A 24,809-nucleotide genomic window follows, 5' to 3' on the forward strand; every position below is an offset into this window, starting at 1 on the left:
TCACAAAGGGGGTTGCGGAGACGGGTGGGGTGCTTAGAATCACGCCTCTTTCGCGCTAACGGAAACGCGGCGCGGGGGAAGAAGGGAAGCGGTGCGGTTGAGGGCGGGTTGTAGAGCCCCGGCGCACACGGAGTTGAACCCCAGCCGTCGCAACGAAGCAGTTAAAAAAGTTGTTGACGAACTGAGAAACACGGTTCATAATCTCGCTTCTCTGCTGCTGAAAACGCAGCGCTGCTGAGAAACACGAAGTTCCTCGCAGAAACGCTCTTTAAAAATTAACAGCCGATAAGTGTGGGCGCTTGATGGCCGCGAGCTGATCCTCGGATCAGATAGCGAAAGTATCAAGAGTCTCACACTAAAGTAAGTCAGGTTTATGAAGTGATTCATATACCTGTCAGCTTTGAGTGAGCGACCGGTTCGAAAGAACCGAAAACAGTAACAGGTTTAAACTGAAGAGTTTGATCCTGGCTCAGATTGAACGCTGGCGGCATGCCTTACACATGCAAGTCGAACGGCAGCACGGGTGCTTGCACCTGGTGGCGAGTGGCGAACGGGTGAGTAATACATCGGAACATGTCCTGTAGTGGGGGATAGCCCGGCGAAAGCCGGATTAATACCGCATACGATCTATGGATGAAAGCGGGGGACCTTCGGGCCTCGCGCTATAGGGTTGGCCGATGGCTGATTAGCTAGTTGGTGGGGTAAAGGCCTACCAAGGCGACGATCAGTAGCTGGTCTGAGAGGACGACCAGCCACACTGGGACTGAGACACGGCCCAGACTCCTACGGGAGGCAGCAGTGGGGAATTTTGGACAATGGGCGAAAGCCTGATCCAGCAATGCCGCGTGTGTGAAGAAGGCCTTCGGGTTGTAAAGCACTTTTGTCCGGAAAGAAATCCTTGGTTCTAATATAGCCGGGGGATGACGGTACCGGAAGAATAAGCACCGGCTAACTACGTGCCAGCAGCCGCGGTAATACGTAGGGTGCAAGCGTTAATCGGAATTACTGGGCGTAAAGCGTGCGCAGGCGGTTTGCTAAGACCGATGTGAAATCCCCGGGCTCAACCTGGGAACTGCATTGGTGACTGGCAGGCTAGAGTATGGCAGAGGGGGGTAGAATTCCACGTGTAGCAGTGAAATGCGTAGAGATGTGGAGGAATACCGATGGCGAAGGCAGCCCCCTGGGCCAATACTGACGCTCATGCACGAAAGCGTGGGGAGCAAACAGGATTAGATACCCTGGTAGTCCACGCCCTAAACGATGTCAACTAGTTGTTGGGGATTCATTTCCTTAGTAACGTAGCTAACGCGTGAAGTTGACCGCCTGGGGAGTACGGTCGCAAGATTAAAACTCAAAGGAATTGACGGGGACCCGCACAAGCGGTGGATGATGTGGATTAATTCGATGCAACGCGAAAAACCTTACCTACCCTTGACATGGTCGGAATCCTGCTGAGAGGCGGGAGTGCTCGAAAGAGAACCGGCGCACAGGTGCTGCATGGCTGTCGTCAGCTCGTGTCGTGAGATGTTGGGTTAAGTCCCGCAACGAGCGCAACCCTTGTCCTTAGTTGCTACGCAAGAGCACTCTAAGGAGACTGCCGGTGACAAACCGGAGGAAGGTGGGGATGACGTCAAGTCCTCATGGCCCTTATGGGTAGGGCTTCACACGTCATACAATGGTCGGAACAGAGGGTTGCCAACCCGCGAGGGGGAGCTAATCCCAGAAAACCGATCGTAGTCCGGATTGCACTCTGCAACTCGAGTGCATGAAGCTGGAATCGCTAGTAATCGCGGATCAGCATGCCGCGGTGAATACGTTCCCGGGTCTTGTACACACCGCCCGTCACACCATGGGAGTGGGTTTTACCAGAAGTGGCTAGTCTAACCGCAAGGAGGACGGTCACCACGGTAGGATTCATGACTGGGGTGAAGTCGTAACAAGGTAGCCGTATCGGAAGGTGCGGCTGGATCACCTCCTTTCCAGAGCTTCTCGCAAAATTGAGCGCTCACGCTTATCGGCTGTAAATTTAAAGACAGACTCAGGGGTCTGTAGCTCAGTCGGTTAGAGCACCGTCTTGATAAGGCGGGGGTCGTTGGTTCGAATCCAACCAGACCCACCATTGTCTGGCGGTAACACACCTGAGGCATCTGTACTCAATGGGGGCATAGCTCAGCTGGGAGAGCACCTGCTTTGCAAGCAGGGGGTCGTCGGTTCGATCCCGTCTGCCTCCACCAATCTTCAATGACAAGCGTTCGACTTGGTCGAATCTTTGTCATTGGCGATTGAGCCAGTCAGAGTGATACGTAGTATGTATCGGCTGTCGTTCTTTAACAATCTGGAAGAAGTAAGTAATTTGGATAGCGGAAGCGTCTTGAGATGGACGTGAAAGCTATCCGGGTTGTGATTGTATCGATGTATCTCAAGATGATTCGAACTTAATGTTCGGCTCAATTGGAATACGGCACAACGCGAGAACTCAACCTGTAGCGACTGTCGCAAGACAGACTCGTTATAGGGTCAAGCGAACAAGTGCATGTGGTGGATGCCTTGGCGATCACAGGCGATGAAGGACGCGGTAGCCTGCGAAAAGCTACGGGGAGCTGGCAAACGAGCTTTGATCCGTAGATGTCCGAATGGGGAAACCCACTCCTTTTGGAGTATCCATGGCTGAATACATAGGCCATGTGAAGCGAACGCGGTGAACTGAAACATCTAAGTAACCGCAGGAAAAGAAATCAACCGAGATTCCCAAAGTAGTGGCGAGCGAAATGGGATGAGCCTTGCACTCTTTATTTGTATTGTTAGCCGAACGCTCTGGAAAGTGCGGCCATAGCAGGTGATAGCCCTGTAGGCGAAAACAGTATGAAAGAACTAGGTGTGCGACAAGTAGGGCGGGACACGTGAAATCCTGTCTGAAGATGGGGGGACCATCCTCCAAGGCTAAATACTCGTGATCGACCGATAGTGAACCAGTACCGTGAGGGAAAGGCGAAAAGAACCCCGGGAGGGGAGTGAAATAGATCCTGAAACCGCATGCATACAAACAGTCGGAGCCTCGTAAGGGGTGACGGCGTACCTTTTGTATAATGGGTCAGCGACTTACGTTCAGTAGCAAGCTTAACCGTATAGGGCAGGCGTAGCGAAAGCGAGTCCGAATAGGGCGTTCAGTTGCTGGGCGTAGACCCGAAACCAAGTGATCTATCCATGGCCAGGATGAAGGTGCGGTAACACGTACTGGAGGTCCGAACCCACTAACGTTGAAAAGTTAGGGGATGAGCTGTGGATAGGGGTGAAAGGCTAAACAAACTTGGAAATAGCTGGTTCTCTCCGAAAACTATTTAGGTAGTGCCTCGTGTCTCACCTTCGGGGGTAGAGCACTGTCATGGTTGGGGGGTCTATTGCAGATTACCCCGCCATAGCAAACTCCGAATACCGAAGAGTGCAATCACGGGAGACAGACATCGGGTGCTAACGTCCGGTGTCAAGAGGGAAACAACCCAGACCGCCAGCTAAGGTCCCCAAATATAGCTAAGTGGGAAACGAAGTGGGAAGGCTAAAACAGTCAGGAGGTTGGCTTAGAAGCAGCCACCCTTTAAAGAAAGCGTAATAGCTCACTGATCGAGTCGTCCTGCGCGGAAGATGTAACGGGGCTAAGCTATATACCGAAGCTGCGGATGCGTGCTTTGCACGCATGGTAGGAGAGCGTTCCGTAAGCCTGCGAAGGTGCCTTGTAAAGGGTGCTGGAGGTATCGGAAGTGCGAATGCTGACATGAGTAGCGATAAAGGGGGTGAAAGGCCCCCTCGCCGTAAGCCCAAGGTTTCCTACGCAACGTTCATCGGCGTAGGGTGAGTCGGCCCCTAAGGCGAGGCAGAAATGCGTAGCTGATGGGAAGCAGGTCAATATTCCTGCACCATTGTTAGATGCGATGGGGGGACGGATCGCGGAAGGTTGTCCGGGTGTTGGAAGTCCCGGTCGCTGCATTGGAGAAGGCACTTAGGCAAATCCGGGTGCGTAATTCAAGGGTGTGGCGCGAGCTCCTTAGGGAGCGAAGCAATTGGAAGTGGTTCCAAGAAAAGCCTCTAAGCTTCAGTCTAACGATGACCGTACCGCAAACCGACACAGGTGGGCGAGATGAGTATTCTAAGGCGCTTGAGAGAACTCGGGAGAAGGAACTCGGCAAATTGGTACCGTAACTTCGGGATAAGGTACGCCCTTGTAGCTTGATGCGCCTGCGCGCAGAGGGTGAAGGGGTTGCAATAAACTGGTGGCTGCGACTGTTTAATAAAAACACAGCACTCTGCAAACACGAAAGTGGACGTATAGGGTGTGACGCCTGCCCGGTGCCGGAAGATTAAATGATGGGGTGCAAGCTCTTGATTGAAGTCCCGGTAAACGGCGGCCGTAACTATAACGGTCCTAAGGTAGCGAAATTCCTTGTCGGGTAAGTTCCGACCTGCACGAATGGCGTAACGATGGCCACACTGTCTCCTCCCGAGACTCAGCGAAGTTGAAGTGTTTGTGATGATGCAATCTACCCGCGGCTAGACGGAAAGACCCCATGAACCTTTACTGTAGCTTTGCATTGGACTTTGAACCGATCTGTGTAGGATAGGTGGGAGGCTATGAAACCGGAACGCTAGTTTCGGTGGAGCCGTCCTTGAAATACCACCCTGGTTTGTTTGAGGTTCTAACCTTGGCCCGTGATCCGGGTCGGGGACAGTGCATGGTAGGCAGTTTGACTGGGGCGGTCTCCTCCCAAAGCGTAACGGAGGAGTACGAAGGTACGCTAGGTACGGTCGGAAATCGTGCTGATAGTGCAATGGCATAAGCGTGCTTAACTGCGAGACCGACAAGTCGAGCAGGTGCGAAAGCAGGTCATAGTGATCCGGTGGTTCTGTATGGAAGGGCCATCGCTCAACGGATAAAAGGTACTCTGGGGATAACAGGCTGATACCGCCCAAGAGTTCATATCGACGGCGGTGTTTGGCACCTCGATGTCGGCTCATCTCATCCTGGGGCTGTAGCCGGTCCCAAGGGTATGGCTGTTCGCCATTTAAAGAGGTACGTGAGCTGGGTTTAAAACGTCGTGAGACAGTTTGGTCCCTATCTGCCGTGGGCGTTGGATATTTGAAGGGGGCTGCTCCTAGTACGAGAGGACCGGAGTGGACGAACCTCTGGTGTACCGGTTGTCACGCCAGTGGCATCGCCGGGTAGCTATGTTCGGAAGAGATAACCGCTGAAAGCATCTAAGCGGGAAACTCGCCTTAAGATGAGATATCCCTGGGGACTAGATCCCCTTGAAGGGTCGTTCGAGACCAGGACGTTGATAGGTCAGGTGTGTAAGCGCAGTAATGCGTTCAGCTAACTGATACTAATTGCCCGTAAGGCTTGATCCTATAACAAGTCTGTTTCGCGCTAGAGAGCGCGTCGGACAAGTTGGATTCTCGTGTGTGATACACACAACCTGAATTACTGCTTCTTCCAAGATTGGTTGTGCTGCGAAGCCAGCGCAACAACCCTCTTTGCCTGATGACCATAGCGAGTCGGTCCCACCCCTTCCCATCCCGAACAGGACCGTGAAACGACTCTACGCCGATGATAGTGCGGATTCCCGTGTGAAAGTAGGTAATCGTCAGGCTCCCTAAGCCAAGAACCCCCGCCCGAAAGGCGGGGGTTTTTGCATTTGCGGCGCCGGAAAAGGAAAAGGGCGATGGCCGCCAGGTGTTGGCTTGGGAGCTCGTGCCGGTAGGCCGGTGAGCTGGCCAGGCAGGATCCTCATCACGTCGCACCCGCGTCGCAGCCGGGCCCAGTAGCTCGATCCCGCTGCAACCGACATCGCCGCAGCGAGGGCAGCGAGTCCTGCAGCAGCGCTTCGGATAATTCCGGTGCACCTTGGAAACGCGAGCCGGTTTCGTCAACGCGTTCTTATCGACCGCATGTGCTGCACGTACGATAAAAGTCATCTGCATCTCTTCCCCCCGTCATTGGCAGTGGTTGCTGCGCGCCGAACATGTCGGTGCGCGGCAATCGCGGCATCGTCTCACCTTTGGATTCCGTCGTTTATCGATTGCCGGCATGTCACAGCTCAACCGATCTGAGATGCGTGTCCGGCAACGACACGCCAGCTGCTCCACGACCGGCGCCACAGGCGCGTATAGGCGAACGTGCCGTTGAATGCAGTGCCGTCGAAATGACCGGCAAGCATCGCTTTCGTCGTGGTGAGGATCATCTCGTCGATTGCCCTGGCCTGCATCTCCTGGATGCCAAGTGCGTCGAGACGCAGCAGCTTCGCACGATGCGCAGATAGATCCTCGTGCTTCGAAATGACCTGCCCGGTCGGAACGGTGAAGATCAGGTCATCATCCAGCAACATATCGAGCGTGTTGACGTCGCTAACGAGCATCGCCGCTCGAAGTGCGGCTTCGTACGGTTCGATGACTGCACGAACTGCATCCATATCGGGCCTCGCATCAGTTCGAAGGATCAGGATGCCACGCATGACCGGCAAGCCGGTCGCGGCACCCCTCGCATTCAGGCATCACGTCTGCTCGACAGAGGCTACTCCACTTTCGACAGCGTCTGACGCCGCACCATCATCAGCAAGCAGATGCCGATCGACGCGAGGATGTTGACTGCAGGATAGAACGCAACCGCGACATTCCACGTGCTCAACGCGAGCAGCGCCAGCGCGTACTTGAGCACGCACAGCGCGAAATACGCGAGGCTCTCGCTCCACGGATCGTGGAGAGTCTTGCGCACGGTCGGGCCGAGGCCGGCAAGCTCGATCAGCGTGACCAGGCAGATCGACAACGTCGGGTCGTCGGTCAGCATCCAGAGCGGTATCGCCGATAGCGCCGCGCACAGGAAAAACCAGTCGACGCGTGTCCAGCCGCGTTCGCCTCGAAACAGGCTCGCGACGAAAGTCAGGAAGCAGGTGAGCGCAATCGCCGCCGTGCACCACGCAGACGGTCCGGCACCCGCAACGAACTGACCGGCGGTCGCGATCGTCGTGACGACCGACCAGATAAGCCACGTGAACAGATGCGGACGAACGGTGCGCCGGTAGATCGCGAGCGCGTACGGAATCGCTGCCAGCAGGGACACGGCAGATCCGACGACACCCAGCACTGAAGCGGCACCTTGATCGACAGTCACCATCGAAGCGGTCCGGTCCTGTTCGCATGGGCCGACCAGTATGTGATCGGATCGGGCGATGTGCAACATTGCGCCGGTAGCCGGCACCCATGGTCGCGTAGTGAATCTCCATTGAGCAAGCCGGCTCGGCGGGACCGACATTTCGTAGATCTTCCGGGCCGTCGTTGACGTTGCTCCTCTACTACATGGGTTGCAAGCTGCTTTCGTGGCCGCAGCAGGGTGTGGCCGCGAGCGTCGACGGCATGTCGTGCTGACTTCGCAGCGTGCCCGGGCCGCGTTGCGTATCAATGCTCCGGCTGCGCCGCATTGACGTCGCGCCGAAACGCGCCCGGGCTCGTGCCCGTCCATTTCCGGAACGCGCGATGAAACGCGCTGGGTTCGGTGAAGCCGAGTTCGGCCGCGATTTCCGCGACGCTGAGCGTGTGTCCGCGCAGCAGCGACTGGGCCAGCGCGCCGCGCAGCTCGTCCTTGATCGATGCGAAGCTCTGCCCCTCGCTGCGCAAGCGTCGCCGCAGTGTCGCAGGTGTCGTGCCGAGGCGCACGGCCAGCGTATCGAAGTCCGGCCATTCGGCGGCCGGCAGTGCCTTCAGGTGGGCGCGCGTTCTTGCCACCCAGCCGGTGTCGTGCCGGTAGCGGACCAGCAGGTTGCCGGGTGCGCCGCGCAGGAACGTTTTCAGCGCCTGCGCGGAGCGGATCGTCGGCAGCGCGAGATAGGCGGCGTTGAATGCGAGCCGGCTGTCGGGGCGATCGAAATGGACCGGAACGCCGAAGAACTGGTGGTAGTCGCTGCGCTGGTCGGGGCTCGGGCACGCGAAATCGATGCGCTGCAGCGGAATGCGTCGGCCGATCAGCCAGCAGGCGACGCCGAGCAGGATCAGCCAGAACGTCCGGTAAGCGAACGCCGAATAGGGCGCACCCGCCTGCGTGAGGACGATCTGCGCCTGGCCGTCGGCGATCACGAGTTCGCCGTGCGGTTCGTCGAGCACGACGCGCAGGAACTGCAGCGCACGCCGCAGCGCCTTCTCGAGCGTGCCTGCATGCAGCACGGCATGGCACAGCAGCGTGAAGCTGCCGCGCCGCATCGGGCGGGCCGCGAGCCCGAAGAATTCGTCGTCGATCGCGCTGGCGATAGCCAGCCACAGCCGGCCGTACTGCTGCGGCGTGACGGGCTCCCGCACGGCGGCCGGCAAGCCGGCGGCGCACAGCACGGGCTCGGCCGGCATCCGTTGCCGGCGCAGGCTCTCGAGCGCATCCTCGACGAAATCGGGCGAGATCATCTGCGGCCCCATTTTTTCATGCCCTCCAGACATGGCAAAAGCGATCACGATTCTAGATTCTGTTTGTCATTGATTGCAATGTGACGGCTGTCTACCATCATCGATATACCCCCGGTTCGCCGGCGGTCATAACGAACAGGAGACATGCATGCGTGATGGAGCAACTGCCCGGGCGGTGCCGGCCTACGCCGACGCCGTGGCCGGCTTCCGTATCGAGACTGCCGCTGCCTATCTGCACGGCGACCTGGAGCAGGGCCTGAACGCCTGCGTCGAATGCTGCGACCGGCATGCGGCGGCAGACGCGAACGCGATCGCACTCGACTGGATCGACGCCGGTGGCCAGCACCGCAGCTTCACGTTCGCGCAGATGCAGACGCTGTCGGCGCGTGTCGCGAACCTGCTGGTCGAGCGGGGCGTGAAGCCGGGCGATGTCGTGGCCGGGCTGCTGCCGCGCACGCCCGAACTCGTCGCGACGATCCTCGGCACGTGGCGCGCGGGCGCCGTCTATCAGCCGCTTTTCACCGCATTCGGACCGAAGGCGATCGAGCATCGGCTGCGCATGAGCGATGCGCGGCTGGTCGTCACCAACGTCGCGAACCGCACGAAGCTCGACGAGATCGCGGATTGCCCGCCGGTCGCGACGGTGCGCGAGTCGGGCGACGCGCTACCGGCCCGCGACATCGATTTCCGCGCGGCGCTCGACGCGCAGTCCGACACGTTCGAACCGGTGCCGCGCAAGGGCACCGACCTGTTCATGATGATGTCGACGTCGGGCACGACGGGCTTGCCGAAGGGCGTGCCGGTGCCGCTGCGCGCATTGCTCGCGTTCGGCGCATACATGCGCGACGCGGTGGACCTGCGCGACGGCGACCGCTTCTGGAACATCGCCGATCCGGGCTGGGCATACGGCCTCTATTACGCGATCACGGGCCCGCTGCTGCTCGGCCATGCAACGACGCTATACGAGGGCGGCTTCACGGTCGACAGCACCTACGACGTGATCGAACGACTCGGCATCACGAGTCTCGCCGGTTCGCCGACCGCTTACCGGATGCTGATGGCGGCCGGCACCGAAGCGGCGGCGCGGCTGAAAGGGCAGCTGCGGGTCGTCAGCAGCGCGGGCGAACCGCTGAATCCGGAAGTCGTGCGCTGGTTCCATGCGGCGCTCGGCGCGCCGATCTACGATCACTACGGGCAGACCGAACTCGGGATGGTCGTGAACAACCATCACGGGCTCACGCACGTCGTTCATGCGGGTTCAGCCGGTTTCGCGATGCCCGGCTATCGCGTCGCGGTGCTCGACGAAGCCGGCCGCGAACTGGGCCCGGGCGAGCCCGGCAACCTCGCGATCGACATCGCGCGCTCGCCGCTGCTGTGGTTCTACGGTTACTGGCAGCAGGACACGCCGGCGATCGCGGGCGGCTACTACCGGACCGGCGACAACGTCGAGCTCGAGCCGGACGGCACGGTGAGCTTCATCGGCCGCGCGGACGACGTGATCACGTCGTCCGGCTACCGGATCGGCCCGTTCGACGTGGAAAGCGCGCTGATCGAGCATCCGGCCGTCAGCGAGGCCGCGGTGATCGGCGTGCCGGACCCGGAGCGCACGGAGATCGTCAAGGCGTTCGTCGTGCTGTCGAAAGGCTTCGAAGGCACGCCGGCGCTGGCCGACGAACTGAGCCAGCATGTGAAGCGGCGGCTGTCGGCCCATGCCTATCCCCGCGCGATCGACTTCGTCGACGCGCTGCCTAAAACCCCGAGCGGCAAGATTCAGCGCTTCGTACTGCGAAAGATGGAAGCCGACAAGGCCGCTCAACCCTGAACACCGAATACGGAGTGCGAATGAATATCAAGGATCGCGTTTTTCTGATTACGGGCGCCGGTTCGGGCCTCGGTGCCGCGGTGGCGCGCATGGTGGTCGCCGAAGGCGGCAAGGCCGTGCTGCTGGACGTCAATGAAGACGCCGGCACGAGCCTCGCGCACGAACTCGGCACGTCCGCACGCTTCGTGAAGACCGACGTGACGAGCGAAGCCGACGGGCAGGCGGCCGTTGCCGTCACGCTCGATGCGTTTGGCCGTATCGATGCGCTCGTGAACTGCGCGGGCGTCGCGCCGGGCGAGAAGGTCGTCGGCCGCGAAGGCCCGCATTCGCTGGACCGCTTCGCGCGTGCGGTGTCGATCAACCTGGTCGGCACGTTCAACATGATCCGGCTGGCGGCCGACGCGATGTCGAAGCAGGATGCCGATGCGCAAGGCGAGCGCGGCGTGATCGTCAACACCGCGTCGGTCGCGGCGTTCGACGGTCAGATCGGGCAGGCCGCGTACGCGGCATCGAAGAGCGGCGTGGTGGGCATGACGCTGCCGATCGCACGCGAACTCGCACGGTTCGGCATTCGCGTGGTGACGATCGCACCGGGCATCTTCGCGACGCCGATGATGGCCGGCATGCCGCAGGACGTGCAGGACGCGCTCGGCAAGAGCGTGCCGTTCCCACCGCGGCTCGGCCGCCCCGACGAATTCGCGGCGCTGGTGCGCCACATCGCCGAGAATACGATGCTGAACGGCGAAGTCATCCGTCTCGATGGCGCGCTGCGCATGGCACCGCGCTGACACTGGAACTGGAGGAACTCGATCATGACGACACAGGATCCGATCGTAATCGTCGGCGCGGCGCGCACGCCGATGGGCGGTTTTCAGGGCGACCTGGCCGCGGCCAGCGCGAGCGAACTCGGCGCGGTAGCGATCCGCGCGGCGCTCGAACGCGCGAACGTGCCGGCCGAGCGCATCGATGAAATCGTGTTCGGCTGCGTGCTGCCGGCCGGCCAGGGGCAGGCGCCGGCGCGGCAGGCCGCGCTGAAGGCCGGACTGCCGCTGGCCGCGGGCGCGACCACGGTCAACAAGATGTGCGGCTCCGGGATGAAGGCCGCGATGTTCGCGCACGACCTGCTGCTGGCCGGGTCGGCCGACGTGGCGGTTGCGGGCGGGATGGAGAGCATGACGAACGCGCCGTACCTGCTGCCGAAGGCGCGCGCGGGCATGCGCATGGGCCACGGGCAGGTGCTCGATCACATGTTCCTCGACGGGCTGGAGGACGCATACGACAAGGGCCGGCTGATGGGCACCTTCGCGGAGGATTGCGCGCAGTCGTATCAGTTCACGCGTGAAGCGCAAGATGCGTTCGCGATCGAATCGCTGACGCGTGCGCAACGCGCGATCTCGGAAGGGCGCTTCGTGTCGGAGATTGCGCCAGTGACCGTGAAGGCCGGCAAGACGGAAGCCGTCGTGTCGATCGATGAGCAACCGGGCAACGCGAAGCTCGACAAGATTCCGACGCTCAAGCCGGCATTCCGCGAAGGCGGCACGGTGACGGCCGCCAATTCGTCGTCGATCTCCGACGGCGCGGCCGCGCTCGTGTTGATGCGTCGCTCGGAAGCGGATCGCCTCGGTCTCGTGCCGAAGGCCGTGATCGTCGGGCATTCGACCTACGCGAACAAGCCGGGCCTGTTCGCGACGGCACCGATCGGCGCGATCCGCAAGCTGTCGGAGAAGACCGGCTGGAACCTGCGCGACGTCGACCTGTTCGAGATCAACGAAGCGTTCGCGGTGGTTGCGATGGCCGCGATGCGCGATCTCGATCTGCCGCACGAGAAGGTCAACGTGCACGGCGGCGCGTGTGCGCTCGGCCATCCGATCGGCGCATCGGGTGCGCGCGTGATGGTGACGCTGCTGGCCGCGCTCGAAGCGTATGGCATGAAGCGCGGCATCGCGTCGCTATGCATCGGCGGCGGTGAGGCGACGGCAATCGCGATCGAGCGCGTCGCGTAGCGCGAACGCATTCACGCATCACGCGCGGGACGGCACGTACGCCGTCTCGCAACGCGGGCGACGGGCATCGTGCCCGTCGCCCGTTTTGATTTTCCGGGAATGCACGATCGCGCTACACGGGCGCGTTCGGCGACGCCGCCCCGCACGCGCGGATCACGAGTTGCACGACCTGCTCGGTCGTCTCCGCGAACGCCTTCTGCGTGAACGCACGCTTGCCGCTCAGCGCGCGGATCTGCGCATCGAAATCCGCATAGTGCTGCGTGGTCGCCCAGATCAGGTACATCAATGCGTGCGCATCGATCGGTGCGAGCAGTCCGCGCGCGATCCAGCCTTCGATGACCTTCACACGCGTGTCGAACCAGGGTTTCACGCGTTCCGACAGGATGTCCTGCATGTGCGCGGCGCCGTGGATGATCTCGTTGGCCCACACCTTCGAGCCGAGCGGGCGCCGTCGCGACAGATCCATCTTCGCGCGCACGTAGTTGCCGATCGCTTCGACCGGATCGTCGCTGGCCTCGAACGATCCGGCCGCGCGGTGCCAGTCTTCGAACAGGTCGTCGAGCACGCGGCGGTACAGCGCGAGCTTCGTCGGGAAGTAGTAATGCAGGTTCGCTTTCGGCAGGCCCGCACGTTCGGCGATCATCGCGGTGCTCGCGCCGGCGAGCCCGCGCTCCGCGAACACGGCTTCCGCACAGGCCAGCAGATGCGCTTCGTTGGACTCGCGGATGCGTGCCTTGCGTCGCCGCAAAGGCGTGCCCGCTTCGTCGTGGCCGGTGGCTTCCGCGGCCGCTTCGTCATGTCTCATCGTTGCCCTCGCGCGGCATGCGTGCCGCGTTGGGCTTCATTCTAGCCGCTGGTTCGCGTCGAACGCACGTGCGCGCACATCGGCGCATGCACGATGCTGCGATGCGGTGGCACGTTTCTCGCTCGAACGCGTTACGCAAGAAAGACATTGCGTTGCGCATTTTGATCGTCTAAAACCTGTCCAATCGGACAGGATTCGACGAGTGGCGGAACGCGGTGCCAGCACCCCGCCGATCGATCGGACGAATCGCGCGAACGATGCGCATCTGCACCTCGCGGGTGCGGGTTTGCCCCGACGGCAGCAATGCGCGCACCGGCAGCGACCGGGATGACGACATGACCGACCCCACAGGAGCGATACGTATGGACGCGGTATCGGAAACAGTGAAGCGGGCAGCATTCGACACGTCGATCAAGGTCGACGGCAGGCGGTTGTGGGACAGCCTGATGGAGGTCGCGAAGATCGGCGCGACGCCGAAGGGCGGCGTCTGCCGCCTCGCGCTGACCGATCTCGACAAGGCCGGCCGCGACCTGATCGTCGGCTGGGCGAAGGCGGCCGGCTGCACGGTGACGGTCGATACGATGGGTAACGTGTTCATGCGCCGCGCGGGCCGCGTGGCCGACGCGGCGCCGGTCGTTACCGGCTCGCACGCGGATTCGCAGCCGACGGGCGGCCGCTTCGACGGCATCTACGGCGTGCTCGGCGGCCTCGAGGTGATTCGCAGTCTCAACGATCGCGGCATCGAGACCGAGCATCCGGTCGAGGTCGTGATCTGGACCAACGAGGAAGGCTCGCGCTTCGCGCCGGCGATGGTTGCGTCGGGCGTGTTCGCGGGCGTGTTTTCGCTCGAATACGGGCTGTCGCGCAAGGACGTCGACGGCAAGACGATCGGCGAGGAACTCGCACGCATCGGCTACGCCGGCGACGTGCCGTGCGGCGGCCGCAAGCTGCACGCGGCGTTCGAGCTGCATATCGAGCAGGGGCCGATTCTCGAGGCGGAGTGCAAGACGATCGGCGTCGTGACGGATGCGCAGGGGCAGCGCTGGTACGAGATCACGTTCACCGGCCAGGAAGCGCATGCGGGGCCGACGCCGATGCCGCGTCGCCGCGATGCGCTGCTCGGCGCGTCGCGGGTCGTCGATCTCGTGAACCGGATCGGTCTCGATCACGCGCCGTTCGGCTGCGCGACGGTCGGGATGATGCAGGTTCATCCGAACTCGCGCAACGTGATTCCGGGCCGCGTGTTCTTCACCGTTGATTTCCGGCATCCGGACGACGCCGTGCTCGCGAAGATGGACGCCGCGCTGCGCGACGGCGTCGCGCGCATCGCGGGCGAGATCGGACTCGAAACCGCGCTCGAGCAGATTTTCTACTACAAGCCCGTCGCGTTCGATCCGGCCTGCGTCGCGGCCGTGCGCGACGCGGCCGACCGCTTCGGCTATTCGCATCGCGACATCGTGTCGGGTGCGGGACACGACGCGTGCTACCTCGCGCAGGTCGCGCCGACGTCGATGGTGTTCGTGCCGTGTGTCGACGGCATCAGCCACAACGAGATCGAGGACGCGACGCCTGCGTGGATCGAGGCCGGCGCGAACGTGCTGCTGCACGCGATGCTCTCGCGTGCCTGCGAGCCGGCTTCATGACGGATCGGATCTAGCGCAGCCGGCAGGCGGCTCATCGCCTGACCGCGGCATTCCGAAGCATGACCGCCCCGACTGTGCATTCGCAGCCGGCGGGGACGGCTTTGTCTCCACCCAGTCGAAGGAACGCGTATGACCACCAAGCCAACCGGCGATATCGCCGCGCATCGCCTGTCGTCCACGCAACTCTCGTGTGAATTCGCCGATATCGCGCCGCTGCTCGATCCGACTGCCGCCGCGGCGGCCGCCAGCCGCTGCCACTACTGCTACGACGCGCCGTGCGTACAGGCCTGCCCGACGCAGATCGACATCCCGAGCTTCATCCGCAAGATCGGCAACGGCAACCTGAAGGGCGCGGCGACCGACATCCTGTCGGCGAACCCGCTCGGCGGGATGTGCGCACGCGTGTGCCCGACCGAGATCCTGTGCGAAGGCGCGTGCGTGCGCAATCACCAGGACGCACAGCCGGTCGCGATCGGCGCGCTGCAGCGGCACGCGACCGACTGGGCGATGGCGACCGGCGCGGTGCGCTTCACGCGTGCGCCCGATACGGGGCGGCATGTCGCGGTGGTCGGCGCGGGGCCGGCCGGGCTCGCCTGCGCGCACCGGCTCGCGGTGGCCGGCCATCGCGTCACGCTGTTCGACGCGCGGCCGAAGGCGGGTGGCTTGAACGAATATGGGATCGCCGCGTACAAGACCGTCGACGATTTCGCGCAGCGCGAGGTCGAGTGGCTGCTGTCGGTCGGCGGCATCGCGCTGGAGACAGGCGTCGCGCTCGGCCGCGACATGACGCTCGACGCGTTGCGCGAGCGGCACGACGCGGTGTTTCTCGCGATGGGTCTCGGCGGCGTGCGCACGCTCGCGATCGACGGCGAACAACTGACCGGCGTGATGAACGCGGTCGACTTCATCGAGCAGGTGCGGCAGGCCGATGCGCTTGAGAACGTGGCGGTCGGGCGGCGCGTGGTCGTGATCGGCGGCGGCAACACGGCGATCGACGCATCCGTGCAGAGCCGCAAGCTCGGCGCGGAACGCGTGACGATGGTGTACCGGCGCGGCGTGGACGCGATGAGCGCGACCTGGGCCGAACGCGAGTTCGCGCAAAAGAGCGGCGTCACGCTCGTCACGCACGCGAAGCCGGTGCGCATCGCGGGCGCGGATGGGCACGTGACGGGCGTGGAATTCGAGGCCGCGTCGGGCGAACGCTTCACCGTCGATGCGGACATGGTGCTGAAGGCGATCGGCCAGACGCTGGTGCCGGACGGTGTCGAAGCCGCGTTGCTGACGGCGGACGGTACGCGCATCGCGGTCGATGCGGACGGACGCACCGCGTTGCCCGACGTGTGGGCCGGCGGCGATTGCGCGGCAACCGGCGGCATCGACCTCACGGTGCAGGCCGTGCAGGACGGCAAGCGCGCGGCGGCTGCGATCGACGCGGCGCTCGCGCAGCGCGACGCCAGGGCCGCGTGAGCGCGGCATACGCAACGGCGTCGCGCACGTCACGCGGATCACGATAATCGCCCCATTTTCACGGAGCCGAACATGGCCGACCTTCGCTGCACCATCGCAGGCATCACTTCGCCGAATCCCTTCTGGCTGGCGTCCGCGCCGCCGACTGACAAGGCATACAACGTCAACCGCGCGTTCGAGGCTGGCTGGGGCGGTGTCGTCTGGAAGACGCTCGGGCTCGATCCGCACGTCGTCAACGTCAGCTCGCGCTACGGCGCGGTGCAATGGAACGGCCAGCGGATCGCCGGGCTGAACAACATCGAGCTGATCACCGATCGTCCGCTCGACGTGAACCTGAGAGAGATCGCGCAGGTGAAGCGCGACTGGCCGGACCGCGCGCTGATCGTGTCGCTGATGGTGCCGTGCAACGAGCGCGACTGGAAATGGATCCTGCCGCTCGTCGAGGATACGGGCGCCGATGCGGTCGAGCTGAATTTCGGCTGTCCGCACGGGATGAGCGAGCGCGGGATGGGCGCGGCCGTCGGGCAGGTGCCGGAATACGTCGAGATGGTCACGCGCTGGGTCAAGGAAGGCACGAAGCTGCCGTGTCTCGTGAAGCTCACGCCGAACATCAGCGACATCCGGATGGGTTCGCGCGCCGCATACAAGGGCGGCGCGGACGGCGTGTCGCTGATCAACACGATCAACTCGATCGTCGCGGTGGATCTCGACCAGATGGCCCCAATGCCGACCGTTGACGGCAAGGGTACGCACGGCGGCTATTGCGGCCCGGCGGTCAAGCCGATCGCGCTGAACATGGTCGCGGAGATCGCGCGTGACCCGGAAACGCCGAACCTGCCGATTTCCGGCATCGGCGGGATTTCGTCGTGGCGCGACGCGGCCGAGTTCATGGTGCTCGGCGCCGGCAGCGTGCAGGTGTGCACCGCCGCGATGCATTACGGATTCCGGATCGTGTCGGATTTCATCGACGGGCTGTCGAACTGGATGGACGAGAAGGGCTACGCGACGCTCGACGACATCCGCGGCCGCGCGGTGCCGAACGTGACCGACTGGAAATACCTGAACCTGAAGTACGACATCAAGGCGCGCATCGACCAGGATCGCTGCATCCAGTGCGGGCTGTGTCATATCGCGTGCGAGGACACGTCGCATCAGGCGATCACCGCCGAGAAGGACGGCGTGCGGCATTTCGAGGTGGTGGACGCGGAGTGCGTCGGGTGCAATCTTTGCATGCATGTGTGTCCGGTCGAGCAATGCATCACGATGGAGCGGGTCGACGCGGGCGACTATGCGAACTGGACGACGCATCCGAACAACCCGACGCGCGCCGACGCGGGTGCGAGCCCGGCGGAACCCGCGAAACACGCGAAGGCAGCCTGACCGATGGCCGGCGGCGCGGTACCGGCCGCGCCGCCGCTTGTGTCCCGTTCGGCCGGCATCGCACGATGCCGGCGCTGACGTTTACGTGGAGCGCGTTCGATGAAACCAGCAGCGATTCCCGCCGATCCCGACAGCGCCGCGGCGCCGGCCGGCAGTTTGTACAACGACGACCTTGCGCCGACGACGGCGGCGCAGCGGACCTGGCGGTGGTACCACTTCGCGGCGCTGTGGGTCGGGATGGTGATGAACATCGCGTCGTACATGCTCGCGGCCGGGCTGATCCAGGAAGGCATGTCGCCGTGGCAGGCGGTGCTGACCGTGCTGTTCGGCAACCTGATCGTGCTCGTGCCGATGCTGCTCATCGGTCATGCGGGCGCGAAACACGGGATTCCGTACGCGGTGCTCGTGCGCGCGTCGTTCGGCACGCAGGGCGCGAAGCTGCCCGCGCTGTTGCGCGCGATCGTCGCGTGCGGCTGGTACGGCATCCAGACCTGGCTCGGCGGCAGCGCGATCTATACGCTGCTGAACATCCTGACCGGCAACGCATTGCATGGCGCGGCGCTGCCGATCGTCGGCATCGGGGTCGGGCAGCTCGCATGCTTCCTCGTGTTCTGGGCGCTGCAGCTCTACTTCATCTGGCACGGCACCGATTCGATCCGCTGGCTCGAGAGCTGGTCCGCGCCGATCAAGGTCGTGATGTGCATCGCGCTCGTGTGGTGGGCAACGTCGCAGGCAGGCGGCTTCGGCTCGATGCTGTCGGCACCGTCGCAGTTCGTCGCGGGCGGCAAGAAGGCCGGACTCTTCTGGGCGACGTTCTGGCCGGGGCTGACCGCGATGGTCGGCTTCTGGGCGACGCTCGCGCTGAACATTCCCGACTTCACGCGCTTCGCGCATTCGCAGCGCGACCAGGTGATCGGCCAGTCGATCGGGCTGCCGTTGCCGATGGCGCTGTTGTCGGTGGTGTCGGTCGTCGTGACGTCGGCGACCGTCGTGATCTACGGCAACGCGATCTGGGATCCGATCGACCTGACGAGCCGGATGACCGGCATCGGCGTCGGCATCGCGCTCGTGATCCTCACGCTCGACACGATGTGCTGTAACCTCGCGGCGAACCTCGTCGGCCCCGCGTACGACTTCTCGAGCCTGTGGCCGAAGGCGATCTCGTATCGCACCGGCGGAATGATCACCGCGACGATTGCGATCGTGATGATGCCGTGGAAGATCCTCGCGACGACGGAAGGCTATATCTTCACCTGGCTCGTCGGCTATTCGGCGCTGCTCGGGCCGGTCGCGGGCATCCTGATGGTCGACTACTTCCTGATTCGCGGCACGCGGCTCGATACGCACGCGCTGTTCGACGAGCGCGGCGACTTCAGCTATGCGCGCGGCTGGAACCCGGCCGCACTGGGCGCGCTCGCGATCGGCGTGCTGCCGAACCTGCCCGGCTTCCTGCATACCGCATTCCCGGCATCGTTCCCGAACGTGCCGGCATTCTTCAACACGCTCTACACGTACGCGTGGTTCGTCGGCCTCGTGCTGGCGTCCGGCGTGTACGGCACCTGGATGAAGTGGCGTGCCGCGCAGCGCGCGCAGATCGCGAGCGCGTGATGCGCGAATGCAGGCGGCACCCGACAGTCAACGAGGAGGCAACGACATGGCAATCCTGATTCGTGGCGGCACCGTGGTCGATGCGGACCGCACCTATCGCGCGGACGTACTGTGCGCCGACCCGCAGGACGGCGGCACGATCCTGCAGATCGCCGAGACGATCGACGCGCCGGCCGGCGCGGCGGTGGTCGACGCGCACGACCAGTACGTGATGCCGGGCGGCATCGATCCGCATACGCACATGGAACTGCCGTTCATGGGCACGACGGCGAGCGACGATTTCTATTCGGGTACGGCGGCGGGGCTGTCGGGCGGCACGACGAGCATCATCGACTTCGTGATCCCGAGCCCGAAGCAGCCGCTGATGGACGCGTTCCACGAATGGCGCGGCTGGGCCGAGAAGGCGGCGGCCGACTATGGCTTCCACGTGGCCGTCACCTGGTGGGACGAATCGGTGCACCGTGACATGGGCACGCTCGTGCGCGAGCACGGCGTGTCGAGCTTCAAGCACTTCATGGCGTACAAGAACGCGATCATGGCCGACGACGAAGTGCTCGTGAACAGCTTCTCGCGTTCGCTCGAACTCGGCGCGCTGCCGACCGTGCACGCGGAGAACGGCGAGCTCGTGTTCCAGCTGCAGAAGGCGCTGCTCGCGCGCGGGATGACGGGGCCGGAGGCGCACCCGCTGTCGCGTCCGCCCGAAGTCGAGGGCGAGGCCGCGAACCGCGCGATCCGCATCGCGCAGGTGCTCGGCGTGCCCGTCTATATCGTGCACGTGTCGTCGAAGGACGCGGTCGATGCGATCACGCGGGCGCGCAGCGAAGGGCTGCGCGTGTTCGGCGAGGTGCTGCCGGGCCACCTGGTGATCGACGAGGCGGTGTATCGCGACCCGGACTGGACGCGTGCGGCCGCGCACGTGATGAGCCCGCCGTTCCGCTCGGCCGAGCATCGCGAAGCGCTGTGGCGCGGGCTGCAGGCGGGGCAGCTGCATACGACGGCGACCGATCACTGCGTGTTCTGCGCGTCGCAGAAGGCGATGGGCCGCGAGGATTTCACGAAGATTCCGAACGGCTGCGGCGGCGTCGAGGACCGCATGTCGGTGCTGTGGCATCACGGCGTGAATCACGGCCGCCTCACGCCGAACGAGTTCGTGCGGATCACGTCGACGAACGCCGCGCAGATCTTCAACCTGTATCCGCGCAAGGGGGCGGTGCAGGTCGGCGCCGATGCCGACCTGGTCGTGTGGGATCCGGCCGCGACGAAGACGATCTCGGTGAAGACCCATCACCAGCAGGTCGACTTCAACGTGTTCGAGGGGATGACGGTGCAGGGCGCGGCGACGCACACGCTCACGCGCGGCGCGCTCGCATGGGCCGACGGCGAGCTGCGTGCGGTGCGCGGCGCGGGCCGCTACCTGAAGCGCCCGCCCGCGGCCGGCTACTACGAAGCCGCACGCATCGCGAACCGGCTGCGCGAGCCGCACCCAGTCGAGCGCACCGGCTGAGCGGGCGCGAAGCGGGAGAAAGCGGGAGAAAGCGGGCGCGCGCCGCGGTGGTCAGCGCGCGTCGCCCGCGTTCGCTTCGCGGATCGGGATCACGGTGCGCGCGCCGCACTGGCGTAGCAGGTCGCGCAGTTCGTTGATGACCGGGAACACCTCGTGGTTGCAGTCGGCGCCCTGCCGGTCGTGCGCTTCCTGCTCGCGCTCGACGATCCAGCGATCCTCGCGGAAGATCCGCTCGGTGAACCAGACGAGCAGCGGCCACGCGAGATCGAGCGCGAACGGAATGCCGGGCTTGTGGATCGATAGCAGTCCGAACGTGCGGTTGGTGCGCTGCTGCGCATCGAGTGGCACGTAGACGATCCACAGATCCATCACGAGCGTGCCTTCGCTCGAGCGGATCTGCAGCGTCTGGTACGGGTAGCCGGTGCGCACCGTCATCACGCTCTTGTCGGCCTGGTCGGCCGGCTTCTTGCTGGCGCCGAACACGAGCGCCTCGCCGACCGGCTGCTTGCCTTCCATCCGTGCGAACGTGTAGTCGACCTCGACCCAGTCGTCGCCGCGCCGCCGGCCGACGCTGCGCGCGCGCATCTGGCCCATCTGCTTGCGATGCAGGAACTGATGGTTCATGTCCATCAGGTTCTCGTGCATGAACGAGTAGTGACACTTGACCTCGCGGCCGAAGCGGCGCGTCTTGAATGCGCGGTCGTCCGCCGATTCGAGCGCGGGGAACGGGCGTTCGTCGGCGAGCGTCGCGTCGCCGGGAAATACGAAGATCAGCCCGTGCGCCTCGCGGCACGGATACGCGCGCACGCCGTTCGGCAGGCGCTCGCGGCCGAGGTAGGGCACGTCGACGCAGCGGCCGCTGTCGCACGCGTAGGTCCAGCCGTGATAGCAGCAGCGCAGCGTTTCGCCGGTGACGACGCCCGCATGCAGCGGCACCTGGCGGTGCGCGCAACGATCTTCGAGTGCATATACGGCACCGGATTCGGTGCGCACGAGCACGATCGGATCGCCGGCGAAGCGCACGCCGAGCGTCTTGCCGCGCTTGAGCTCGCGCGACCACGCGAGCGGATACCAGTGATCGGGATGGATGGGCACGCGACGCAGGTCGCGCACGACCGTGCCGGTGGACGGTTCGTCGAGGGTGCTGCTGTCAGACAAAGGCACTGCGCGCATGCGTGACGCCTCCTGGCTGGCTGAAGAGTTCCCGGCGCCGCGTGTCGCGGCGGGGCCTGATCTGGAGAAGTCTACGCGAAGTTGGCCCGCGAAGCTGACGCGATGCGGGTTTGCCCGGCCGGGGCAGCATGGGTTTCGTTGATGCAGCGCAAACGCGGCCGGCGGCGCGGGCCGGCCGCGTCATGCCGCGAGCCCGCCGCGAGCCCGCCGCGAGCACGCCGCCGCACGGCCGGCGGTCCGTCACAGGCGGGCGTCGCGCCATAGCACCGCGTCGGCGCGGTACAGCGCGGGGAAGCGCTGCTTCAACCCAGCGACCTTCGGCAGGTCGTTGAACGCAATGTACGGCGCGTCGGGATGCAGCTCGAGGTAGTTCTGGTGATAGGCCTCGGCCGGATAGAAGCCCTTGTACGGCTCGACGCGCGTGACGACGGGCGCCGGGAACGTGTGCGCGGTGCCGAGCTGCGCGATGTACGCGGTCGCGACCGCTCGCTGCTGCGCGGTGGTCGGGAAGATCGCGGACCGGTATTGCGTCCCTTCGTCGGGGCCCTGGCGGTTGAGTTCGGTCGGGTCGTGCGCGACCGAGAAGAACACCTGCAGCAGCCGGCCGTACGTGACCTGCGTCGGGTCGTAGACGATGCGTACCGATTCCGCGTGGCCGGTCAGCCCGGTGCCGACCAGCCCGTAGTGCGCGGTTTCGGACGCGCCGCCCGCATAGCCGGCCGTGACCTGCTTCACACCCTTCACGTGCTCGAACACGCCCTGCACGCCCCAGAAGCAGCCGCCGGCGAGCACGGCCGTCTCTTCGTGGGACGCGCCCGGGGTTTCGTCGAGCGTCGGCGCGGGTACGGTGCGCATCGGTTCCGCGGAACTGACGACGCGCTGGTAGCCGAACACGGCGGCGGCCGCGACGGCGATCGCGCCGATGCGGCGCAGCATGGCCGCCCGCCGCCGCGGTGCGGAATCGCGAGTGGATGTCGGGATCATGAATTGCTCCTTGGAAATGCGGGACGGAATGGGGTGTTTGGGCGGCGTTCGCGACTGCGTCCGTGACTGCGTCCGCGTTCAACCAAACGTGAATGCATACGCGTCGACGCCGGGATCGAGAAACTCGATCGAGAACGTGCGGTCGGCGATCGCGCCCGTCTGCCGGACGAGCTGGTACAGGCGTTGGCCGGTGACGGTGCCGTAGCCCTGCGCATCGACGTCGGTGCCGTGTGCCGCCCCCGGCGCCGCGCCGTCGAGCGTCACGCGAAAGCGCACCGGCTTGCCGTTCGCACCCGGGCCGAGCACGAGGTGCAGGTCGCGTGCATGGAAGCGGTAGACGATGCTGCCGGCCGGCGCGGCGAGCGTCGCGCGCTCGGCGCCGACCTGCCACGTGCCGACGAGACCCCAGTCGTTCAGGTCGGGGTGTGCGGGCGCGTCGTAGCGGTGTGCCGCGTCGCGCACGACGCCGCCCGGCGACGTGAAGTCCTCCGCACGCGCATAGCCGACGTAGGTTTCGGGCGAGCGGACGTCGGCGCTGTCGGCTGCTGCGAGCGCGCCTTTTGCGGGTGCGCCGGCGAGCCCGAGCGGCACGTTCAGCGCTTCCGGATGACCGGCTTCGGCGAGCAGCGACTGGATCGCGCGTTCCGACTGCGCGTATTCGCCTTCGCCGAAGTGGTGGTGGCGGATGCGGCCCTGCGCGTCGACGAAGTAGTGCGCGGGCCAGTATTCGTTGCCGAACGCGCGCCAGATCGCATAGCCGTTGTCGATCGCGACCGGGTAGTCGATGCCGAGATCGTGCACGGCCTTCTTCACGTTGCCGATGTCGCGCTCGAACGCGAATTCCGGTGCGTGCACACCGATCACGACGAGCCCGTACGGCGCGTATTTGCGTGCCCATGCGGTCGTGTACGGCAGCGTGCGCAGGCAGTTGATGCACGAATACGTCCAGAAATCGACGAGCACGACCTTGCCGCGCAGGCCTGCGGTGGTCAGCGGCCGCGAATTCAGCCACTGCACGGCGCCGTCGAGCGACGGCAGCGTGCCTTCGACGGGCAGCGCGGCCGGTGCCTGCATCGCGGGCGCCGTGCCGACCGCGCGCATCATCGCGCTGCCGGCTGCGGGGGCGCCGTCGGAGGTCGCGGCCATCATCGCGCCGCTCGCCGTGCCGCTGTTGCTGCTGCCGGCGTTGCCCGTCGCGGACATCGCCGTCGGGGCGCCAGTCGAGCGCCCGCCGAGCCGGTCGACGAGCTTCGACTCGAGCCCGCCCGTCGTGACGGTCGACAGTTGCGCGAGCACACCCGTATCGAGGCCGAGCGCGATCGCGCCGACGCCGGCCAGCAGCGCCGCGCCGATCCCGCGCCGGATCCATTCGCCGGCGCCGAGCGAGCGTTTCATCGCGGCGAACACCTTGCCGCCGATCACGAGCGCGACGCCGAGCGACGTCGCCGCGCCGGCCGCATACGCAACGAGCAGCAGCGTCGTGCCGACGCTCGCGCCGCGCAGTGCGGCACCGGTCAGCACGAGACCGAGGATCGGGCCCGCGCACGGCGCCCACAGCAGGCCGGTCGCGACGCCGAGCAGCAGCGACGATGCCGGGCCCGCCGGGCGGCCGTCGCGCTGCGCGAAGCCGGTGAGCCGGTTGCCGGCCGCGACGAGCGGGCGCGTCAGGTGTTCGGCGAAGCGCGGCAGCAGCAGCGTCAGGCCGAATACCGCGAGCAGCACGATGGCGAGCCAGCGGCCGGCCTGGTTGGCCTGCGCGACCCAGCCGCCGCCGACGGCGGCGAGCGTCGCGACGACGGCGAACGTGAGCGCCATGCCGATCAGCAACGGCAGGCCGGTACGCACGAACGGCTGGTCGGCGCGCGCGAACACGAACGGCAGCACGGGCAGGATGCACGGGCTCAGGATCGTGAGCACGCCGCCGAGATAGGCAAGGACGATGAGCAGCATGGGGCAGTCTCCGGTCGTTCAGGAAGGCGGCGGCTCG

The 24,809-nt window shown here is 64.5% G+C and carries 15 protein-coding genes, 2 tRNA genes and 3 rRNA genes; 13 read left to right on the plus strand and 7 right to left on the minus strand.

The annotated features are described in order from the left end of the window. Positions 1-446 precede the first annotated feature (446 nt). The 5 genes from AC1Z3W_RS14695 to rrf all read left to right on the plus strand — a co-directional run bounded on the left by AC1Z3W_RS14695 (position 447) and on the right by rrf (position 5,639). Positions 447-1,979: ribosomal RNA gene (locus AC1Z3W_RS14695) — 16S ribosomal RNA — on the plus strand. A 63-nt stretch (positions 1,980-2,042) separates the two neighbouring features. Then, positions 2,043-2,119, plus strand: a tRNA-Ile gene (locus tag AC1Z3W_RS14700). Between the two features lie 39 nt (positions 2,120-2,158). Next, positions 2,159-2,234, plus strand: a tRNA-Ala gene (locus AC1Z3W_RS14705). A 281-nt stretch (positions 2,235-2,515) separates the two neighbouring features. After that, a 23S ribosomal RNA gene (locus AC1Z3W_RS14710) occupies positions 2,516-5,397 on the plus strand. Positions 5,398-5,526: 129 nt separating this feature from the next. Then, positions 5,527-5,639 (plus strand): 5S ribosomal RNA (rrf, locus tag AC1Z3W_RS14715). The 16S, 23S and 5S rRNA genes sit together here with 2 tRNA genes alongside, the layout of an rRNA operon. Positions 5,640-6,086: 447 nt before the next feature. Here rrf and AC1Z3W_RS14720 read toward each other — a convergent pair. The 3 genes from AC1Z3W_RS14720 to AC1Z3W_RS14730 all read right to left on the minus strand — a co-directional run bounded on the left by AC1Z3W_RS14720 (position 6,087) and on the right by AC1Z3W_RS14730 (position 8,445). Next, positions 6,087-6,458 (minus strand): nuclear transport factor 2 family protein, encoded by a 372-nt coding sequence (locus tag AC1Z3W_RS14720; protein WP_057924166.1) that lies wholly within the window; start codon positions 6,456-6,458, stop codon positions 6,087-6,089. A gap of 101 nt (positions 6,459-6,559) precedes the next feature. Continuing rightward, positions 6,560-7,159 (minus strand): hypothetical protein, encoded by a 600-nt coding sequence (locus AC1Z3W_RS14725; protein ID WP_483507866.1) that lies wholly within the window; start codon positions 7,157-7,159, stop codon positions 6,560-6,562. A gap of 281 nt (positions 7,160-7,440) precedes the next feature. Beyond that, complete coding sequence (locus tag AC1Z3W_RS14730; RefSeq protein WP_057924167.1) at positions 7,441-8,445, minus strand: AraC family transcriptional regulator; 1,005 nt, start codon at positions 8,443-8,445, stop codon at positions 7,441-7,443. Positions 8,446-8,581: 136 nt separating this feature from the next. Here AC1Z3W_RS14730 and AC1Z3W_RS14735 point away from each other — a divergent pair, with 136 nt between their 5' ends. From AC1Z3W_RS14735 to AC1Z3W_RS14745, 3 genes are read left to right on the plus strand one after another with little or no spacing between them, the layout of a single operon-like run. Further along, on the plus strand, positions 8,582-10,255 hold the full coding sequence (locus AC1Z3W_RS14735) for an acyl-CoA synthetase (RefSeq protein ID WP_124835635.1): 1,674 nt from the start codon (positions 8,582-8,584) through the stop codon (positions 10,253-10,255). Positions 10,256-10,275: 20 nt separating this feature from the next. After that, positions 10,276-11,043, plus strand: coding sequence for a 3-hydroxyacyl-CoA dehydrogenase (locus tag AC1Z3W_RS14740; protein ID WP_057924169.1), 768 nt, complete (start codon positions 10,276-10,278; stop codon positions 11,041-11,043). Positions 11,044-11,067: 24 nt separating this feature from the next. Then, positions 11,068-12,258, plus strand: a complete 1,191-nt coding sequence (locus AC1Z3W_RS14745) for an acetyl-CoA C-acetyltransferase (RefSeq protein WP_124835636.1) — start codon at positions 11,068-11,070, stop codon at positions 12,256-12,258. Positions 12,259-12,370: 112 nt separating this feature from the next. Here AC1Z3W_RS14745 and AC1Z3W_RS14750 read toward each other — a convergent pair whose 3' ends face one another. Next, on the minus strand, positions 12,371-13,063 hold the full coding sequence (locus AC1Z3W_RS14750) for a TetR/AcrR family transcriptional regulator (protein WP_124835637.1): 693 nt from the start codon (positions 13,061-13,063) through the stop codon (positions 12,371-12,373). A gap of 362 nt (positions 13,064-13,425) precedes the next feature. On the opposite strand from AC1Z3W_RS14750, the gene AC1Z3W_RS14755 reads away from it, so the two are divergent. The 5 genes from AC1Z3W_RS14755 to hydA all read left to right on the plus strand — a co-directional run bounded on the left by AC1Z3W_RS14755 (position 13,426) and on the right by hydA (position 20,665). After that, positions 13,426-14,706 carry a Zn-dependent hydrolase gene (locus AC1Z3W_RS14755; RefSeq protein WP_057924172.1) on the plus strand — a complete coding sequence of 427 codons (1,281 nt, stop codon included), beginning with the start codon at positions 13,426-13,428 and terminating at the stop codon, positions 14,704-14,706. Between the two features lie 129 nt (positions 14,707-14,835). After that, the gene (locus tag AC1Z3W_RS14760) at positions 14,836-16,173 is read left to right on the plus strand and encodes an NAD(P)-dependent oxidoreductase (protein ID WP_057924173.1); all 1,338 of its coding nucleotides are present in this window, start codon (positions 14,836-14,838) and stop codon (positions 16,171-16,173) included. 72 nt (positions 16,174-16,245) lie between these two features. Further along, positions 16,246-17,553, plus strand: coding sequence for an NAD-dependent dihydropyrimidine dehydrogenase subunit PreA (gene preA, locus AC1Z3W_RS14765; RefSeq protein WP_124835639.1), 1,308 nt, complete (start codon positions 16,246-16,248; stop codon positions 17,551-17,553). A gap of 99 nt (positions 17,554-17,652) precedes the next feature. Then, positions 17,653-19,161 carry an NCS1 family nucleobase:cation symporter-1 gene (locus tag AC1Z3W_RS14770; RefSeq protein ID WP_057924175.1) on the plus strand — a complete coding sequence of 503 codons (1,509 nt, stop codon included), beginning with the start codon at positions 17,653-17,655 and terminating at the stop codon, positions 19,159-19,161. 46 nt (positions 19,162-19,207) lie between these two features. Beyond that, the gene (gene hydA, locus AC1Z3W_RS14775; RefSeq protein ID WP_057924176.1) at positions 19,208-20,665 is read left to right on the plus strand and encodes a dihydropyrimidinase; all 1,458 of its coding nucleotides are present in this window, start codon (positions 19,208-19,210) and stop codon (positions 20,663-20,665) included. Between the two features lie 51 nt (positions 20,666-20,716). On the opposite strand, the gene AC1Z3W_RS14780 is transcribed toward hydA, so the two are convergent. The 3 genes from AC1Z3W_RS14780 to AC1Z3W_RS14790 all read right to left on the minus strand — a co-directional run bounded on the left by AC1Z3W_RS14780 (position 20,717) and on the right by AC1Z3W_RS14790 (position 24,772). Next, positions 20,717-21,838 carry an aromatic ring-hydroxylating oxygenase subunit alpha gene (locus tag AC1Z3W_RS14780; RefSeq protein ID WP_057924177.1) on the minus strand — a complete coding sequence of 374 codons (1,122 nt, stop codon included), beginning with the start codon at positions 21,836-21,838 and terminating at the stop codon, positions 20,717-20,719. 240 nt (positions 21,839-22,078) lie between these two features. Next, positions 22,079-22,822, minus strand: coding sequence for a peptide-methionine (S)-S-oxide reductase MsrA (gene msrA, locus AC1Z3W_RS14785; RefSeq protein ID WP_175827258.1), 744 nt, complete (start codon positions 22,820-22,822; stop codon positions 22,079-22,081). Between the two features lie 78 nt (positions 22,823-22,900). Next, the gene (locus AC1Z3W_RS14790) at positions 22,901-24,772 is read right to left on the minus strand and encodes a cytochrome c biogenesis protein DipZ (protein WP_483507869.1); all 1,872 of its coding nucleotides are present in this window, start codon (positions 24,770-24,772) and stop codon (positions 22,901-22,903) included. Positions 24,773-24,809 lie beyond the last annotated feature (37 nt).

This window comes from Burkholderia sp. 10_S31, from assembly GCF_056930375.1.

Excerpts from the sequence above, each read along its gene's own strand:
- AC1Z3W_RS14720 (WP_057924166.1), bottom strand. The coding sequence starts at position 6,458 with ATGGATGCAGTTCGTGCAGTCATCGAACCGTACGAAGCCGCACTTCGA.
- AC1Z3W_RS14725 (WP_483507866.1), bottom strand. The coding sequence starts at position 7,159 with ATGGTGACTGTCGATCAAGGTGCCGCTTCAGTGCTGGGTGTCGTCGGA.
- AC1Z3W_RS14730 (WP_057924167.1), bottom strand. The coding sequence starts at position 8,445 with ATGGGGCCGCAGATGATCTCGCCCGATTTCGTCGAGGATGCGCTCGAG.
- AC1Z3W_RS14735 (WP_124835635.1), top strand. The coding sequence starts at position 8,582 with ATGCGTGATGGAGCAACTGCCCGGGCGGTGCCGGCCTACGCCGACGCC.
- AC1Z3W_RS14740 (WP_057924169.1), top strand. The coding sequence starts at position 10,276 with ATGAATATCAAGGATCGCGTTTTTCTGATTACGGGCGCCGGTTCGGGC.
- AC1Z3W_RS14745 (WP_124835636.1), top strand. The coding sequence starts at position 11,068 with ATGACGACACAGGATCCGATCGTAATCGTCGGCGCGGCGCGCACGCCG.
- AC1Z3W_RS14750 (WP_124835637.1), bottom strand. The coding sequence starts at position 13,063 with ATGAGACATGACGAAGCGGCCGCGGAAGCCACCGGCCACGACGAAGCG.
- AC1Z3W_RS14755 (WP_057924172.1), top strand. The coding sequence starts at position 13,426 with ATGGACGCGGTATCGGAAACAGTGAAGCGGGCAGCATTCGACACGTCG.
- AC1Z3W_RS14760 (WP_057924173.1), top strand. The coding sequence starts at position 14,836 with ATGACCACCAAGCCAACCGGCGATATCGCCGCGCATCGCCTGTCGTCC.
- preA (WP_124835639.1), top strand. The coding sequence starts at position 16,246 with ATGGCCGACCTTCGCTGCACCATCGCAGGCATCACTTCGCCGAATCCC.
- AC1Z3W_RS14770 (WP_057924175.1), top strand. The coding sequence starts at position 17,653 with ATGAAACCAGCAGCGATTCCCGCCGATCCCGACAGCGCCGCGGCGCCG.
- hydA (WP_057924176.1), top strand. The coding sequence starts at position 19,208 with ATGGCAATCCTGATTCGTGGCGGCACCGTGGTCGATGCGGACCGCACC.
- AC1Z3W_RS14780 (WP_057924177.1), bottom strand. The coding sequence starts at position 21,838 with ATGCGCGCAGTGCCTTTGTCTGACAGCAGCACCCTCGACGAACCGTCC.
- msrA (WP_175827258.1), bottom strand. The coding sequence starts at position 22,822 with ATGATCCCGACATCCACTCGCGATTCCGCACCGCGGCGGCGGGCGGCC.
- AC1Z3W_RS14790 (WP_483507869.1), bottom strand. The coding sequence starts at position 24,772 with ATGCTGCTCATCGTCCTTGCCTATCTCGGCGGCGTGCTCACGATCCTG.